Source organism: Acidisoma sp., from assembly GCF_965199065.1.
Lineage (GTDB): Bacteria > Pseudomonadota > Alphaproteobacteria > Acetobacterales > Acetobacteraceae > Acidisoma.
In genome coordinates this window covers 1,100,384-1,116,239 of record NZ_CBDAQN010000003.1, presented here as the reverse complement: position 1 = coordinate 1,116,239, position 15,856 = coordinate 1,100,384, and the positions used below count along the sequence as shown (strand labels likewise).

Genomic DNA, 15,856 nt, shown 5'->3' with positions numbered 1-15,856 from the left:
TTATTCGGTTTCGAGGGCGGACCAGAGGCGGCGGGCGTGGGCCTTCAAGATGAGCGCCTCCTCCCACCGGTCGGACAGCTCGCACCCGTCAGGGCCGGTCATTGCGTATTCATGCGGACCCAGTTCGCAGAGAAAGTTGAGAACGCCCGTTGTGGAACCGCAAGAACCGTGCCGCCGCCACTGGCGAAAGCCCGCCTCCCACCACGCCAGGAAAACGCCCAGCCACTTCGCGTATTGCGGGAAGCCGAAGGGCACCTGGATCTGCTGGCGCGAGGCGATGCGCCCCTGAAACGAGCCGGAGCGTGCCAAAAGACGAGCAACATGCCCCTCGGTCCGCGCATCCGGCGGGCAGTCGAACTCGCGCCCGACCACGTAGTGCGAGAGATCGGCGGAGATCACCATCTCCGGCACGGCGTCGAGCAGTTGCAACGTCGCGAACATGTCGTTGGTGATGCTGTTGCGATGCGTCTCGAACTGCAGCGAAACGCCCGCGGCCTCTGCCATCTCCATCCAGCGGCGCGCGACAGGCACCGTCGCCTCCACATTCAGCGGCATGACCTGCCCGATGAGGTTGACGTGGCGAGCGTCGAGACGGCGGGCGAGGTCGAGCACCGGACCGAGGCCGTCCATGGTCTTGACGAAGGCGGTGACGAGGCACCCCAGATTATAGCGCTGCAACAGCGGCCCGAGCGCCTGCGCCTCCTCCAGCGGGGTCACGCCGAGGTCGATGCCGACGCCGTCGTAGCCGGCTGCGGCGATCATCTCGAAGCTCTCTTCAACCGGACGTTCGGGCACTCCCGGCCGCCGCTGCTGCATGGCCCAAAGGGCCTGGAAAACCTCAAGCTTCAAGCGGGCACTTCCATGCGGTCGCCGTCCCGCAGCAGGGTCGTCGCGATCTCGACCTGTGCGCCGATGTAGCCGGCACCGGGCAGCGGCTCGCCGAGCCGCGTCTGGATTTCGCGGTTGAGTTCCGGCAGCGCGAAGAAGGGGATGCCGGGGAAGGTGTGATGCGCGGTGTGGTAGGACATGTTCCACACCAGCCAGCGCACCAGCCACGGCCCGCGCAGCGTGCGCGTGTTGCGCAGCGTGTCCTGCTCATGCGTGAGGCATGTGTGCTCGCCGGTGTTCTGCAGGTTGTGCACCCACTTGAACAGCATCATCGGCGCGAGCCAGAAGATGACCGCTGCCCAGCTATGGAGGGCGAGCGACGCGGCGAGGATCGCGCCGTAGCCCGCCAGATGCCACCGCGCCTCGAGCATGACCTCGTGGCGCTGCTCTGGGGTGAGGTAGCTCAACGAGTAGGCCGGCAGCCGGCCGGTGGCGATCCGCGCGGTGTTGCGCGCGCGGGCGTACCAGTAGGTGATGCCGACGATGTAGAGCGCGTAGGAGGTCGGCGTGTAGGCCCCGCGCGACAGCAGTTCGGGGTCGCGAGCCGGGTCCTGCGTGTTGCGATGATGGGCAAAGTGGAAGTAGCGGTCCCAGCGCGCCGGGTAGATCGAGAGGAAGCCGATCGCGGCGCCCACCCAGTCGTTCAGCCAGCGTGCGCGGAAGGCGGTGCGGTGACTGGTCTCGTGCTGGCCGGCGTAGAGGCAGTTGAGCAGGATACCGAGCGCCGCAAACGGGAGAAGCGCCCAGAGGCGCGGCATGAGCATTTCTATCAGCACGATGCAGAGCGCGATTGCCAACAGTTGGCTGCCGAGCTGGACCAGCCCCCGCAGATCCGACCGCGTGCTGAGCGACTTGAGCACGGGCGCCGGCACCACTTTGGCGCCCCGCGCCGAAGTCCAGTCCTGCATCCGCCCATCCCCCACCAGATCAGGAGGCTATAGCGCATCGCTTTGCCGTGATGGTTAGCGAATGGGCGAACTGAACTTCAGCCGGCGGCTGTTGGCCTCATTTCGGGCAACTCGCCTGTTTCCGCAGCATAGGCCGCCACCAGCATCGCCTTGAACTCCTCGGCAATGAGTCCGGGAGGCGTCGCACGCCGCGTCATCACGTGGAAAATGTTGGTGAGGTGCAGCCGCTCCGGGTTGAGCGCGCGCATCTGGCCCTCGCGCACCCAGGGCGCGGCATAGTCGGGGGGTAGAAATCCGAGGAACGCGCCGCTCAGCAACAGGATGGCGCGGGCGTCGATGCTTCCGGCATGAGCGGAAAACCGCAGATGTTCACGCCAGACCGGCCAGAGCGGGCCGGTCGCGCCGGCCGAAACCTCCACCACCCGGCATGCGCCGATCACCTCGGGCGTCAGCCGGTCCGCCGGCACCTCGAACAGCGGGTGCCGCGCGCCGCAAAACAGATGCAGCGTCTCCTGGAACAGCGGCACGAGGTCGAGCGCGGGCACCAGCCGGGGCAGCACGGAGACGCCGATGGCGGCACGGCCATCCAGCACCGCCTGCTCCACCTCGCTGGCGGGTGCGGAGGCGACCTGGATGAAAACGTCCGGGTGCCTATGGGCGAAGTCACCCAGCACATGAACAAGTGGGCTTTCACCATAGGTCACGATGTTGTCGGTGACGTGTAGCGTCAGCGTGCCCGAGAGATGGCCGCGCGCCAGGTTCACCTGGTCGCGGAAGCTGTCGAGGTCGGCGAGCAGACGGAGCGTTGCGTCCCGCACCTGGACGCCTTCGGCCGTGAGCGCAAAGCCCCCGCGTCCGCGCTGGCAGAGCGTGAGGCCCAGCCGCGTCTCTAATGCCGACACGTCGGCGCTGATCGCGGACTTGCTCTTGCCGAGGGTCACTTCGGCGGCGGTAAAGCCGCCTTTCTCAGCGACGGTATTGAAGACGCGCAGCAGGCGGAGGTCCGTTTCGCCAAGCTGGCCCTGGAAGACGGTCGACATGGCCGGCTGTCCCCGCGGTTTGACACCGCGGAGACCTTAGCCGCGTTCCTGTCAGGTGAGCACCTTGCTCTTGGACTCGATGGCTTCCATGAGCTCGTGCCAGGACTTGACGAAGCCCTTCGCGCCCTCGGACTGCAGCGTGTGCGAGAGTTCGGTGAGGTCGATGCCGGCATCCTGATGCGCCTTGAGCACCTTGGAGAAGTCGCCGCCGTGGCGCGGGATCACCTCGCCTACCTCGCCGTGATCGGCGAAGGCCAGCAGCGTGCCCTCGGGCATCGTGTTCACCGTGTTCGGCGCGGCCAGACCCTTGATGTAGAGGATGTCGGACGCCGCCTTGTCCTTGGTGCCGGTGCTGGCGAACAGCAGACGCTGCGGCCGCGCGCCGAGGTTCTGCAGGCGCTGGAAGCGGTCGCTCTCGAGCACGTCGCGGTAGGCTGCGTAAGCCTGCTGGCCGACGGCGAGGCCCAGCGTGTTCTTGATCTCGGCCGGCACCTTGTCCGCCACCGGCGTGTCCCAGCGGCTGATGAAGAGCGAGGCGACGGAGCGCACGTCGGTGGACTTGCCTTCGGCCGCGCGGCGCTCGAGGCCCTTCATGTACGCCTCGGCGGCGGCGATGTACTGGTCGGTCGAGAAGAGCAGCGTCACGTTGACCGGGACGCCGGCGTAGATCGCCTCTTCGATTGCCGGCAGACCTTCTGTGGTGCCGGGAATCTTGATGAAGAGATTGGGCACCCCGGCCTCGGCGTGCAGCTCCTGGGCCTGCTTCACGGTTGCCTGGGTGTCGTAGGCGAACAGCGGCGAGACCTCCAGCGAGACGAAGCCGTCCACCGTCCCGGTGCTCTCGTAGACCGGCAGGAACAGCTCGGCGGCGCGGGAAAGATCCTGGATGGCGAGTTTGAAGAAAAGCTTCTCGCCTTTGTGGCCCTGGTCGAGCTGGCGGAGGATCTCTTCGTCGTACCACTTACTCTTGGAGATTGCGTTGTCGAAGATGGTCGGATTCGACGTGAGGCCGGTCACCGACTTGGTCTCGATGTAGCCCTTCAGCGTGCCGCTATCGAGAAGGTCGCGCGTGATGTTGTCCAGCCACAGGCTCTGGCCCAGCTTGTTGAGTTCGCGGGGTGCGGTCGATGCCATGGATCGGGTCCTTATATTGTTTGCCGAAATTCGGCGCGGCACGTAATTCTTGGCCGTAGTATAGCAGCTTTCCGCCTAGTTTGGTTCTGCCTGCTCCAGCCCGTAGATTGCGGCACCAAGCAGCGCCGCGTTGATCATGATGATGTGAACGGGAACGGCACGAAGCATGTTCGCGAACCTGCCCTTCGCGGCGAACGCCTGCATGAAGGCGCCGTCCTGCAGTTGCGGCACGAGCCTTGGCGGCATGCCGCCCGCGAGATAAATGCCGCCGGTCGCCATCACTTTCAATGCCAGATTGCCGGCCTCGGCCCCCCAGACATCGATGACGATACGCAGCGTCTCGGCCGCCAGGGGGTTGTTGTCGGCATCCTTGAGCGCCGCGTCGATAATCAGCGGCGTCCGGTCATGCACCGCATGCAGTGCGGCCCCGAAGGCGGGCGGTTCGGACGCCGGGTCGCGCGAGCGCACATAGTCATAGACGTTGGGCACGCCCGAGCCCGCGCAGACACGCTCGTAGGCTGCGTGCCGGAAGCGGTCGGTCAGGAATGCCCAGAGCCCGGCCTGCACCTGATTGGTGGGAGCGAAATCGGTGTGCCCGCCCTCGGACTCGCAGGCGACGTAGCGCTCACCGGCCCAGATCATGAAGGCCTCGCCGAGGCCGGTGCCCGGCGCCAGTACGGCGATGGCCGCATGCTGGACGGCGCGTCCGGCGTTGATGACGGCCGTCTCCTCCGGCAGGAGATGGGGCACGCCGTGGGCAATCGCCTTGAGATCGTTGAGCAGGCTCACCTTTCGCAGCTTGAGGTCGCGCGCCAGAGCCTTTTCGTCGAGGTTCCAGGGAAGATTGGTCAGATGGGCATGCCCGTCGATCACCGGGCCGGCCACATCGAAGCAGGCCGAAGTGACGGCCGCGCCCTCGGCATGGGTTTCCATGAAGCTCTCGACGATGGGCTGAAGCCCCGGGAAGTCCTGACTGGCGTAGTCTTGCTCGGCCAGGAGCTTGCGCGGTCCCTCGTCGGGCGAGATCAAAGCGAGGCGTGTTTTCGTCCCACCGACATCACCGGCTATGAGCATCAGGCAGTTTCCTTCCGAAAGCGAAGCGAGCGCCCGCGCCCTGGCGATGAACCCAACTCAGCCGCGGGACGACAATAGCGGGACGAGGGCCAAGGTCAAACCAGCGTGATGCCGTCATAGCGAAGTGGCCAAGCACGGGATATCCCGCGCCGCAGACCGTTCATCGAGATGTCAAGGAGACGCTGGCACGCGCCTGCGGGATCTTTCTAGCGCTTGCCGTTCGGGGAGCCGCGCAGCGTCTCGGCGCCGCTCATGATCGAGGAGGCGCGCAGCAGCATGGCGGCGAGCGACGCCTGAGAGCCGAGGCCGGTCTGCTGCAACAGCTTTTTCAGCCGGGTGCGAACCGTGCCGATTGGCAGATTCTCGGCGGTCGCGAAGTCGGCCAGGCTCTGCCCGAGCGCCAGGCTCTCCGCGAGTGCGGCGTTCTGAGGGGAAAACCCGAAGGCTGCCCGCGACCAGTTGGTGTCCAGCAGAAGCGGCGCCCGCAATTCGGTGATGCAGACGACCACGAGCGCTTCGCCGGGTACCGCTGCGATGCGCATGAGCGCGCTCGCCTCTTCCTGTCGCGTGAGGAACCGTATGAGTTCGGGTCCGCCGCCGGCCGCCACGCGGCTGACGGCCTCGGCCATGGCGGCGGCATCGGCCGCCCGCCGGATCACGAGCCGGTTCTGATGGCGCCGGAAGGCCCGCGAAACGCGCAGCAGTTGCTGGCCCGCCTCATTGCTCTCCACGATGTCACTGTTGGGGTGCAGAATGAACACGGCGCTCGACAGCATGTTGAGCGCTACTTGCGCCGCCCCCATGCTTGAACGAGCGGCCTGCCTATCCGAAGAAGGTCCCGGCGTTGAGGCAGCCTCCGGCCCTGCTATCCGAACGGTGAGTATCTTAGCCTCCAGACCTTAAGAGCAATCGATTAGCCTCAGCCGAACGGGCTATACTTCTTTAGATGTAGAGCAATACGTCTTTTAACTAACAGCAAAATGCGTCCTGGTCATACTGATTTCACTTGAAGTGCTTTTACAGACAGCGGAATGGCCGAAAAGTGGCGTCTTGAATGACCTCGACAGAACTACTGCCGCATTGACGCCCATTTGCTCATTCCGCATATCCGAGCGGCGCGATAGGCATCCCTGCCGGCTACATTAGTCGCTATACAACCTGCCGCGCCAGTTGGCGCATACTAGACGCAACCGCACGTGCCGCGAGCCCGCCAAGGGCACAGCAACGACGTAACGCGTCCTTTTTGGTCCAGCCGGTCCCAACCCCGACCGGCGTCCTTAAGGGAAACGGGTATGTTTTCTGTTACGCACGCTGCGATGCCCCTTCATCGCATCATCGTTTGACGATCCTGCCGGCGCCGTAGCGTCGGCCTGATCGCCGTCATTTGGGTCCGTCGGCGGGTCGATCCCGTTGCCGGTCCTGGTCCATGCGCGAACTTCGCATGTTCAAGACGTCACATCCGCGGCCAGCCGCGGGTGATACGAGGATTGCCCGATGAGCCATCTCCGCTCCCGCGCCGCCGTCTCGCCGTTCCGCCGCACGATCGGCGATGCGCCCACGCGTCTGCCGACAGTCGATGAAGCCGTCTCGGCTGCCCAGCCGGCCGAGCCGATGCACTGCCTGCGCCCCGCCGTCATCACGGAAACGGCGGCGCGCTTCGTGCAAAGCTTCCACGGTGACGTCCTGTATGCCGTGAAGTGCAACCCGGAGCCCGCCGTGCTGCGCGCCATGTGGGACGGCGGGGTGCGTCACTTCGACTGCGCTTCGGCGGGCGAGGTGTCGCTGGTGCGACAGATGTTCCCCGAGGCCGAAATCCACTTCATGCATCCCGTGAAGTCGCGCCCGGCGATCCGCGAAGCCTATTGGCGGCATGACGTGCGGGACTTCGTGTTCGACAGCGCCAGCGAACTCGCCAAGATCATGGATGAGACGGGCGACAAGACGAACGGCAACGAGAATGGGCGCGCCGACGATCTTGGCCTCGTCGTCCGGCTGGCGCTCCCGGCGGGCGGAGCGGTCTACGATCTTTCGGGCAAGTTCGGCGCTCCTGTCGAGGAAGCGGCGGAGTTGTTGCGGGCGGCTCGTCCGCTTGCGCGCCGGCTCGGCCTCTCCTTCCACGTCGGCTCGCAGTGCATGGACCCGCTCGCCTATCGCCGCGCCCTCGTGCTGGCAGGCGAGGCCATCCGCCGTGCGGGCGTCACCATCGACATCGTCGACATCGGCGGCGGGTTTCCGGTCAGCTACCCGGATCTCGAGCCGCCGCCGCTCGGCGCTTACTTCGCCGAGATCGAAGGGGCCTTCGAGGCGCTGGGACTTGCCCAGGCCCGCCTTTGGGCCGAGCCCGGCCGCGCATTGGTCGCCGCCGGAGCGTCTGTCGTGGTCCAGGTGCAGCTTCGGCGCGGCGACACGCTGTATGTTAACGACGGCGTCTATGGGAGCCTGTCGGATGCCGGCACGCCTGCCTTCCGGTTTCCGGCGCGGCTTATCGGCGCTCGCCCAGCGGACGTGGAGGGAGACATGCGGCCGTTCGCGTTCTATGGCCCGACCTGCGACAGTGCCGACTACATGAAGGGACCGTTCTGGCTGCCCGACACGATCGAGGAAGGCGACTGGATCGAGATCGGCCAGCTGGGGGCCTACGGCGCCTGCCTTCGCACTGCCTTCAACGGGTTCGACCGTGCCCAGCTCGTCGAGGTGCGGGATGCGCCGATGCTTCGTACGCCGGGCCATGAGCTGCTCGGGCATGAGCCGCTCGGGCATGAGCCGCTGGTTCATGCAGCTGCGGCGAATGAGGTTGTGGCGCAGGAGCCGGCCATTCTCGCCGCCTGAGTCTCTGGCTTAACTAGCGTCTTCGTTCGCCGGATCGACTGAACGCCGCCCGAGGCCCGGGCGGCGGTTCCTCTCATCGCTCTATCCGTGGAGTCTTTATCCGTGAAGCACGTCACCTTCTCTGGCCGACTGGTCATGGTCGGCTGCGGCAGCATCGGCCAAGGTGTTCTGCCGCTCATCCTGCGCCATATCGATCTCGCGCCGTCGCGGATCACGATCGTCAACTCGGACGATCGCGGCCGCGCTGTCGCCGAAGCCATGGGCGTCGCCTACCGCGTGTCGCCGCTGACGCGGGAGAACTTCCGCGAGGTGCTCGCGCCGCTGCTGGGCGCGGGCGATTTCCTCCTCAACCTGTCCGTCGACGTTTCCTCGGTGGCGCTGATCGGCTTCTGCCGGGAGGTGGGCGCGCTCTATCTCGACACCTGCGTCGAGCCGTGGGCCGGCGGCTATACGGACCCGTCGCTCTCCGCCTCGCAGCGCTCCAACTACGGGCTCCGGGAATCGGCGCTTGCCCTGGCCGATCAGCCGGGGGCGCCGACGGCGCTCATCACGCATGGTGCCAATCCCGGCCTCGTTTCGCATTTCGTAAAGCAGGCGCTGCTGAACCTCGCGGCCGACACCGGGCTGGCGGTGTCGGTGCCGACGACGCGGGCGGAGTGGGGCGCGCTGGCGCAGAGGCTTTCGGTGAAGGTCATCCACATCGCGGAGCGCGACACGCAGCTCGCCAACATCCCGAAGCAGCGGGACGAGTTCGTCAACACCTGGTCGGTGGATGGCTTTGTCGGCGAAGGCTGCCAGCCGGCGGAACTCGGTTGGGGCACGCACGAGACGGTCTGGCCCGCGGATGCGCGGCGGCATGAGTTCGGCTCGGGCGCCGCGATCTACCTGGAGCGGCCGGGCGCCTCGACCCGCGTTCGCACCTGGACGCCGCTGGAGGGACCCTTCCACGGCTTCCTGATCACGCATAACGAGTCCATCTCGATCGCCGATTACTACACGGTGAAGGAACACGGCACGGTCGCCTACCGGCCTACGGTTCACTACGCCTATCATCCGGCGGATGACGCGGTGCTCTCGATCCACGAACTGGCGGGCAAGAACTGGGAGATGCAGAGCCGCACCCGGTTGATGATGAGCGAGATCGTATCGGGGATGGACGAACTCGGCGTGCTGCTGATGGGTCACGAGCGCGGTGCCTACTGGTATGGCTCGCGGCTGACGATCGAGGAGGCACGGGTGCTTGCGCCCCACAACAACGCGACGAGCCTGCAGGTGACGGCGGCAGTGCTGGCGGGGGTGATCTGGGCAATGGAGAACCCGGCGCGCGGCATCATCGAGCCCGACGGGATCGACCACGAGCGCATCCTCGAGATCACCGGGCCTTATCTGGGCGAGGTCGTTGGGGTCTACTCGGACTGGACGCCGCTGCAGGACCGCGGGCGGTTGTTTCCGGAGCCAGTGAATGCGAGCGAGCCGTGGCTCTTCGGCAATTTCCGGGTGACGTGAGGCCCTCTGTAGTTGCGTTTGCGCGAGGGCTATGGTCCAAACGCTTCGTTGGGCGGGCGTAGCATAGTGGTAATGCTCTAGCCTTCCAAGCTAGCTAGGAGGGTTCGATTCCCTTCGCCCGCTCCAGACTGCTCAGCCCTTGAGGACGGGGTTTTGTCTGACCCAGTCGATGAACATTTCCTCTGACAACGCTACCCATAGCTATTTCCGCATCACGAGCAGGCAGTAGCGCATGGACCGCGTGCGATAGGCCAGCAGCAGCCGCCCCAAGGTCAGCGCGAACACGCGGTTCTTGGCGGACCGCTCCATCAGGAACCGCCGATACCGCGTCTCCGTCGCCACCTTCCCGGCGACACGCCGCAGGCAAACGGACCAGGTCCGCCGCACCCGGTCGCTGATGTCCGACACAAGCTCCACCCGGAAGCCTGCCGCCTCCGCCATCGCCCGATAGTCGGCTTCGTCGCCCATGCCCGGCAGCCGGCCCTCGCGGCAGATCGGCTCGAGCAGATGCCGCACCTCCCAACCCCGGGGCGCGCTCCGCGACAGCCAGACATAGACGCCGAAAATTCCGCCCGGCCGAAGCACCCGGAATGCCTCGTTGAAGAACCGTTGCTTGTCCGGCATGTGCTCCGAACTCTCGATCGCATAGGCGCGGTCGAAGCCGTCATCGGGCAGGCCGTTCGCCAGCCAGTCCCGCACGAGGACCTTCACGCGTCCACCGGCAGCCGGCTTCGACGCGGCGTAACCCGCCTGCGCGGCCGATACCGTCAGGCCGGTGACATCGACACCCCTCGACGCGGCGAGGCGGCGGGCCGTTTCGCCGTAGCCGCAACCGATATCGACCACGGCAAGCCCCGGCCGCAGGTCGAGCCGGTCCGCCAGCAGATCGACCAGCGCCTCGGCCGCCTCGGCCGGCGTCTCGCGCCCCGTCGTCCAGTATCCGTGATGCAGGTGGTCGCCCCAGATCTCCCGGTAGAAGACATCCAGCTCGTCGTAATGTGCGGCGACGGCGGCCGTCGTCTGAGGGATCCTTGGCTGGATCATGAGGGTCTGTGCACATCGGACTGGCGCAGGTGGCTCACGCAGAGCCGGAACATGGGATGCCAGCGGATGTCCGCTCTCACGCCCGCCAGCGCCGTCAGCCGCTCCCAGTCTTGGCGGCGGAAGCCGCGCGCGATGGAGATGGTGCCGTCGTAACGGACGATCGGATGCCAGCCCATCAGCCGCGCCAGCAAGCGGAAGCCGTAGTAGGGAACGGCGTGGCGATGCAGATCGGCCACGAACCAGCCCCAGGCGGCGTTCCGCTCCAGCCAGGCGAGGAAGGCGACCACTTGGAGATCATCGAGATGATGGCTGAACTGCGAACTTACGATGAAGTCGGGCGGCGACTCCGGCCGGTATTTGAACACATCCCCGATCCGCCAGTTGATCGCCATCTCTGGCGGGGTCGCCAGCGCGGCGGCCACCGCACTCCGGGGGTTGAGGTCGATCCCCTCCAGCTTTGCGCTGATGCCGCGCTTCACGCTCCAGCGATGGATGGCGCGGAGCAGATCGCCATGGCCGCAGGCCACGTCGAGGATCGAGATCGGCGCCCCCGGCCGCAAGGAGGCCGTCGCCTCGTCCAGCCAGCGCAAGGTCGGGCGATGGGTGAAGGTGATCCGGTTGACCGTCTCCAGGTCTGCCAGGCAGCGCGCATAATCCTCCGGGCTCGTCGTCGTCTCGTCCATAAACTCCGGAGCCGAGCTTCGGCGGGACAGGTCCATCGGCTTACCGTCTCACGCGCGAAGGTTCACAGGCTCCCGCCGCGGCGGCCGATCGTGGCGCCGAGGCGCAGCCGCAGCGCCTGCAGCTTGATGAAGCCTTGCGCGTCGGCCTGATTGTAGGCGCCTTCGTCGTCCTCGAAGGTCACCACTTTGGTCGAGTAGAGACTGTGCGGGCTCTCCCGCCCGATGACCGTCACATTGCCCTTGTAGAGCTTCAGCCGCACGCGGCCCGTCACGGAATGCTGGCTCGTGTCGATCAGCGCCTGCAGCATCCGCCGCTCCGGGCTGAACCAGAAGCCGTTGTAGATCAGCTCCGCATAGCGCGGCATGAGGCTGTCCTTGAGATGTGCCGCCTCGCGGTCGAGCGTGATGCTCTCGATCCCCCGGTGCGCCGCGAGCAGGATCGTGCCGCCCGGCGTCTCGTAGATGCCGCGCGACTTCATGCCGACGAAGCGGTTCTCCACGAGGTCGAGCCGCCCGATGCCGTTGGCGCGGCCGAGGGCATTGAGCCTGGTGAGCAGGGAGGCGGGCGACAACGCCTCGCCGTCGATCGCGACCGCATCGCCCTGCGCGAAGTCCATGCTGATGATGGTGGCGCGGTCGGGCGCATCCTCCGGCCGGATGGTCCGCTGGTAGACGATTTCGTCCGCCTCGATGGCGGGGTCTTCAAGGATCTTGCCCTCGGACGAGGAGTGCAGAAGGTTGGCGTCGACCGAGAACGGGGCCTCGCCGCGCTTGTCCTTCGTCACGGGGATTTGGTTCTGTTCGGCGAACTCGATGAGCTTGGTGCGGCTGGTGAGGTCCCATTCACGCCAAGGAGCAATCACCGTTACATCAGGCTTGAGCGCGTAATAGGCGATCTCGAAGCGGACCTGATCGTTGCCCTTGCCCGTCGCGCCGTGCGCCACGGCATCCGCGCCGACCTCCTCGGCGATCTCGATCTGGCGCTGCGCGATGAGCGGCCGGGCGATGGAGGTGCCGAGCAGATACTGGCCCTCGTAGAGCGCGTTGGCGCGGAACATCGGGAAGACGAAGTCGCGCACGAAGGTCTCGCGCAGGTCGTCGACGAAGATCTGCTTGATTCCCATCATTTCGGCCTTGCGGCGGGCCGGTTCCAGCTCCTCGCCCTGACCGAGATCCGCCGTGAAGGTCACGACCTCGCAGCCGTAGGTGGTCTGCAGCCAGCGGAGGATGACGCTGGTGTCGAGACCCCCGGAATAGGCAAGAACGACTTTCTTCACGCTTCTGAGGGCCACGGGCGGTCTCCGGTCTCTGTCTTGTCTCTGACGCATAAGGTCGGGTCAGTGTGGCGGCAAGCGCCTGCACAAGAATAGGAATGGGCGATATGGAGGGGCATGCGCAAACGGCGATACTACCGGCGAACCATCGCCGTCCTCATCCTGTCGATGATCGTCCTGGCCGGGGGCTGGACCGCGATCTGGTATGTCGCCGCGGGTCGCGTTGCTGACCATGTTCTCGCCTGGGAACGGCAGCAGCGCGCCGATGGCTGGTCCATAACGCATGGGCCGCCGCAGCGCAGCGGCTGGCCGATGGCGGCGGGTGTTACCCTGCCGGGAATACGCGTCGCCGGCGGAGCCCAGTACTTGCCCGGCGGCATTGCCTGGCAGGCGGACGCCCTGACGCTCGCGGTCGACATCCGGCATCCAAACAAGCTTTTCTGGGGCGTGACCGGCCGCCAGACGCTGAGGGCCGGCGCTGGATCGGCGATCCCCTTCCAGGCGACGACCTTCGCCGGACAGGTGGCGCTGGCGCCCGACGAGCCTTCACGTCTTTTCCAGCTTCACGCCACCGGCCTGATCGCTGCCGTCACGGCCTTGGGTGGGACGCCGCAGCCGTTTACGGTCGCCACGCTGGACGCCGCGGAAACGGACGATACCAACGCCGATGCGGCGGGCAACGCCTTGGTGGTCGCGGCTACGATGACTGGCGTGGGGCTGCCGCCGCATCTCCTCCCGGGGCTCGGCGGCAGCCTACGGAGCTTGTCCTTCGATGCCGCAGTCTCCGGGCCGGTGCCGGCTCAAGGTTCAGCACCGGCGCCCCCTGCCTTGGCAACCGAGGCCTTGGCCACCGCCTGGCGGAACGCGGGGGGCACCGTGGGGCTCCGCGCACTCCATCTGGCGGATGGGCCGCTGACCGTGGACGGGCAGGGGCGCTTCGAGCTCGACGCGTTCCTCAGGCCGCAAGGCTCGGTCGCCCTTCATCTCGCCGGGGTGAACGAGACGGTGGACAGGCTCGCCGAGACTGGCACGCTCACCCGGCCCGAGGCGACGGCGATCCGCGCCGTGCTCGGGCTGATGATGCGGCCGGCGGGTGTGGACACGCTCGATGCGCCGCTGAACCTGCGCGACGGCATCCTGGCGGCGGGGACTATTCCCTTGTTCCGGCTGCCGCTTTAGGGAGCCGTTTCCCGGTGGATGGCGAAACGTCCCCGGGCTGCTTAATTGAGAGCGTCATGAGCGAAACACCCATCTTCCTGGATACCGGCCGCCCCCCAGTCCCCGACATCGTCGTGCCGCGTGGGGTCACCCCCTTCTTCATGCCGGGCCGGCCGGTGCGCGGGCGGCTGCTGCGGCTGGGGCCGCTCGCCGACGCCCTGCTCACCCGGCACGAGAACCACGACGCCGTCACCCGCCTGGCCGGCAAGGCGCTGGCGCTGACGGCGGCGCTCGCGACCGCCCTCAAGTTCAAGGGCACGTTCAGCATCCAGGCCAAGGGCGACGGGCCGGTGAACCTGCTGCTCGCCGATTGCACCGACCAAGGTACGCTGCGGGGCTATGCACGCGCCGATGCGGAGAAGCTGGAGCAACTGCTCGCGGGCGCGGATGCGCCGACGGATGCGGATCTGCTTGGGCACGGCTATCTCGCCTTCACCGTGGACCAGGGGCCGGAAACGGAGCGCCACCAGGGCATTGTCAGCATCGAGGGCCCCTCGATGAACGAGATGGCGCTGCATTATTTCGAGACCAGCGAGCAGTTGCAATGCACGCTGCATCTCGCCTGCGCGCGGACCGCCGCCGGCTGGCGGGCAGCCGGACTTATTCTGGAGCGCATCGCCATCGGCGGCGAGGCCAACCTCGCGATGACCGAGGCCGAGCAGGAAGAGAGCTGGCGCGCCGCCACGCTGCTCGCCGCCACCATCACCGACGACGAACTGCTGGACGATGCGCTGGCGCCCGAGCGCCTGCTCTACCGGCTGTTCCATACCGAAGGCGTGGCGGTGGACCGGCCGCGGGCGCTCGCTTATGGCTGCCGGTGCTCGCGAGCCAAGCTCGCCGGGATTCTCGAAGGATTCACGCCGGCTGAACTGGACGAAATGAGCACGGGACACGACATCGTTATGACGTGCGAGTTTTGCAATTTCGACTTCCGGTTCCCGCGGGTGGATTTGCGCGGGCAACCGGACCCTGCGGGCCTGTCATAGGTTAGGAGAAGACCAAGGTGAGACGCTCCCTCTTCCGCTACACGCTGCTTGGCGCCTGTCTATCGGCGCCGTTTCTGCTGGCCGGCTGCAGCAGCGATGAGGGCGTGCCACAGATTTTCCCGCCTCTGCGCTACACTTATCTGGCTCCGATCTCGCTGAACGTGTCCTCGATCAAGACCGTCGTGGCGTATGCGCCCAGCCAGGACGGCACCAACCTCGATGCAGAGAGCCCGGAACCCCCGATCCAGGCCGTGCAGCAGATGCTGCAGGACCGGCTGACTGCCGCCGGGAGCAATGGGACCGCGACCGTCACCATCAACACGGCATCGCTCAACCGGGTCAACGACACGGTCGTCGGCAACGTCTCGGTGCAGGTCGCGGTGACCTCGGCGGACGGGAGGCGCGCCGGTTACACCGAGGCCAGCGTCACCCGCACCCGCACGCTGCCGGACGATACCAGCTACGACGCCATGCGGGCGTTCCTCTACACGATGACCTCGGATCTGGTGAACGCCGAGAACGTCGAACTCGAGTATCAAATTCGGCAGCACCTCGCCGGGTGGCTGGTCGGCGGTGTTTCGCCGATCGGGGGCCCGGCTGCACCGACGCCGGTCGAGGCCGAACCGTTGGCCGGGCCCGGCTCTCCTGCCGTGGGCGCTGCTCCAGGGACGGGCGCACCAATGCCTCTCGGGGCGCCGACGCCGCTGGGCGAACCCACTCCGGCTTCGATGCCGGCCCCTTATCCCGCCCCATATCCGGCTCCGTCTTACCCCCCGGCCGTGCCTTCCGCGGGGATCACGCCGATGCCGATGACCTCGCCCGCCGGCCAGCCTCAGCCAGGCTATCCCCAGACGAGCTATCCCCAGACGAGCTACCCCCAGACGAGCTACCCTCAGACGAGCTACCCCCAAGCTGGCACTCCCCCGACCGCTTACCCCCAGCAGGGTTACCCGCAACCGGGCCAGCCGCAGCAGGATGACGCCGCGCCCACGATGCCGAGCAGCGACCTGGGTCTGCCTCAGGGAAATCCTGTGCCGCTGACGCCGCCCGCGCCCGCTGTCGCTCCGGCGCCCGAGCCCTCTGCCGCTCCGTCCCCGGCCGAGCAACTGGTGCCGTCTCAGCCGCCGTCACTCGCCGCACCGGCGCCATCCGCCCCGACACCGACACCGACACCGACACCGGCACCTGCGCCGCGCGCCAACTCGTCGACGCTGCCGCCTCTGCCGCCGACGATCACTCCGTAGAGGATTTTACCCAAGCTACTGCAGGCCG

General features: G+C 66.7%; 14 protein-coding genes and 1 tRNA gene. 6 read left to right on the top strand and 9 right to left on the bottom strand.

The window, feature by feature from the left end:
- The 6 genes from ACOEQ1_RS13285 to ACOEQ1_RS13260 form a co-directional block, all read right to left on the bottom strand.
- Positions 1–849, bottom strand: a complete 849-nt coding sequence (locus ACOEQ1_RS13285) for a sugar phosphate isomerase/epimerase family protein (RefSeq protein WP_419759720.1) — start codon at positions 847–849, stop codon at positions 1–3.
- Positions 846–1,796 (bottom strand): fatty acid desaturase, encoded by a 951-nt coding sequence (locus ACOEQ1_RS13280; RefSeq protein WP_419759719.1) that lies wholly within the window; start codon positions 1,794–1,796, stop codon positions 846–848. Before ACOEQ1_RS13280 ends, ACOEQ1_RS13285 begins: the two co-directional genes overlap by 4 nt.
- Before the next feature lie 77 nt (positions 1,797–1,873).
- Positions 1,874–2,836: a LysR family transcriptional regulator gene (locus tag ACOEQ1_RS13275; protein ID WP_419759718.1), complete on the bottom strand. Its 963-nt coding sequence runs from the start codon at positions 2,834–2,836 to the stop codon at positions 1,874–1,876.
- A gap of 51 nt (positions 2,837–2,887) precedes the next feature.
- A complete protein-coding gene (tal, locus tag ACOEQ1_RS13270) occupies positions 2,888–3,970 on the bottom strand; it encodes a transaldolase (protein ID WP_419759717.1) in 1,083 nt (360 codons plus the stop codon).
- A 75-nt stretch (positions 3,971–4,045) separates the two neighbouring features.
- Positions 4,046–5,044, bottom strand: a complete 999-nt coding sequence (glk, locus tag ACOEQ1_RS13265) for a glucokinase (protein ID WP_419759716.1) — start codon at positions 5,042–5,044, stop codon at positions 4,046–4,048.
- Between the two features lie 206 nt (positions 5,045–5,250).
- Entirely contained in the window at positions 5,251–5,847 is a 597-nt protein-coding gene (locus tag ACOEQ1_RS13260) for a hypothetical protein (protein WP_419759715.1), read from the bottom strand.
- A gap of 691 nt (positions 5,848–6,538) precedes the next feature.
- Here ACOEQ1_RS13260 and ACOEQ1_RS13255 point away from each other — a divergent pair.
- From ACOEQ1_RS13255 to ACOEQ1_RS13245, 3 genes are all read left to right on the top strand, one after another.
- On the top strand, positions 6,539–7,873 hold the full coding sequence (locus ACOEQ1_RS13255; protein WP_419759714.1) for a type III PLP-dependent enzyme: 1,335 nt from the start codon (positions 6,539–6,541) through the stop codon (positions 7,871–7,873).
- 102 nt (positions 7,874–7,975) lie between these two features.
- A complete protein-coding gene (locus ACOEQ1_RS13250) occupies positions 7,976–9,379 on the top strand; it encodes a homospermidine synthase (protein ID WP_419759713.1) in 1,404 nt (467 codons plus the stop codon).
- A 52-nt stretch (positions 9,380–9,431) separates the two neighbouring features.
- Positions 9,432–9,505: transfer RNA gene (locus tag ACOEQ1_RS13245), tRNA-Gly, on the top strand.
- Positions 9,506–9,580: 75 nt separating this feature from the next.
- On the opposite strand, the gene ACOEQ1_RS13240 is transcribed toward ACOEQ1_RS13245, so the two are convergent.
- From ACOEQ1_RS13240 to ACOEQ1_RS13230, 3 genes are all read right to left on the bottom strand, one after another.
- Entirely contained in the window at positions 9,581–10,423 is an 843-nt protein-coding gene (locus ACOEQ1_RS13240; RefSeq protein WP_419759712.1) for a class I SAM-dependent methyltransferase, read from the bottom strand.
- Entirely contained in the window at positions 10,420–11,106 is a 687-nt protein-coding gene (locus ACOEQ1_RS13235) for a methyltransferase domain-containing protein (protein WP_419759711.1), read from the bottom strand. The genes ACOEQ1_RS13240 and ACOEQ1_RS13235 overlap by 4 nt, the downstream gene beginning before the upstream one ends.
- Positions 11,107–11,168: 62 nt before the next feature.
- Positions 11,169–12,398: an argininosuccinate synthase gene (locus ACOEQ1_RS13230; RefSeq protein WP_419759710.1), complete on the bottom strand. Its 1,230-nt coding sequence runs from the start codon at positions 12,396–12,398 to the stop codon at positions 11,169–11,171.
- Positions 12,399–12,497: 99 nt separating this feature from the next.
- Between ACOEQ1_RS13230 and ACOEQ1_RS13225 the strand changes: the two genes are divergently transcribed.
- Genes ACOEQ1_RS13225 through ACOEQ1_RS13215 form a run of 3 tightly spaced genes read left to right on the top strand, consistent with a single transcriptional unit; the run spans position 12,498 to position 15,828 of the window.
- Positions 12,498–13,559, top strand: a complete 1,062-nt coding sequence (locus ACOEQ1_RS13225; protein WP_419759709.1) for a DUF2125 domain-containing protein — start codon at positions 12,498–12,500, stop codon at positions 13,557–13,559.
- A gap of 56 nt (positions 13,560–13,615) precedes the next feature.
- Positions 13,616–14,584, top strand: coding sequence for an Hsp33 family molecular chaperone HslO (locus tag ACOEQ1_RS13220; protein WP_419759708.1), 969 nt, complete (start codon positions 13,616–13,618; stop codon positions 14,582–14,584).
- A gap of 17 nt (positions 14,585–14,601) precedes the next feature.
- The gene (locus ACOEQ1_RS13215; protein WP_419759707.1) at positions 14,602–15,828 is read left to right on the top strand and encodes a hypothetical protein; all 1,227 of its coding nucleotides are present in this window, start codon (positions 14,602–14,604) and stop codon (positions 15,826–15,828) included.
- Positions 15,829–15,856: the final 28 nt, after the last annotated feature.

Excerpts from the sequence above, each read along its gene's own strand:
- ACOEQ1_RS13275 (WP_419759718.1), bottom strand. The coding sequence starts at position 2,836 with ATGTCGACCGTCTTCCAGGGCCAGCTTGGCGAAACGGACCTCCGCCTG.
- ACOEQ1_RS13240 (WP_419759712.1), bottom strand. The coding sequence starts at position 10,423 with ATGATCCAGCCAAGGATCCCTCAGACGACGGCCGCCGTCGCCGCACAT.
- glk (WP_419759716.1), bottom strand. The coding sequence starts at position 5,044 with ATGCTCATAGCCGGTGATGTCGGTGGGACGAAAACACGCCTCGCTTTG.
- ACOEQ1_RS13235 (WP_419759711.1), bottom strand. The coding sequence starts at position 11,106 with ATGGACGAGACGACGACGAGCCCGGAGGATTATGCGCGCTGCCTGGCA.
- ACOEQ1_RS13225 (WP_419759709.1), top strand. The coding sequence starts at position 12,498 with ATGCGCAAACGGCGATACTACCGGCGAACCATCGCCGTCCTCATCCTG.
- ACOEQ1_RS13260 (WP_419759715.1), bottom strand. The coding sequence starts at position 5,847 with ATGGGGGCGGCGCAAGTAGCGCTCAACATGCTGTCGAGCGCCGTGTTC.
- ACOEQ1_RS13220 (WP_419759708.1), top strand. The coding sequence starts at position 13,616 with ATGAGCGAAACACCCATCTTCCTGGATACCGGCCGCCCCCCAGTCCCC.
- ACOEQ1_RS13280 (WP_419759719.1), bottom strand. The coding sequence starts at position 1,796 with ATGCAGGACTGGACTTCGGCGCGGGGCGCCAAAGTGGTGCCGGCGCCC.
- tal (WP_419759717.1), bottom strand. The coding sequence starts at position 3,970 with ATGGCATCGACCGCACCCCGCGAACTCAACAAGCTGGGCCAGAGCCTG.
- ACOEQ1_RS13255 (WP_419759714.1), top strand. The coding sequence starts at position 6,539 with ATGAGCCATCTCCGCTCCCGCGCCGCCGTCTCGCCGTTCCGCCGCACG.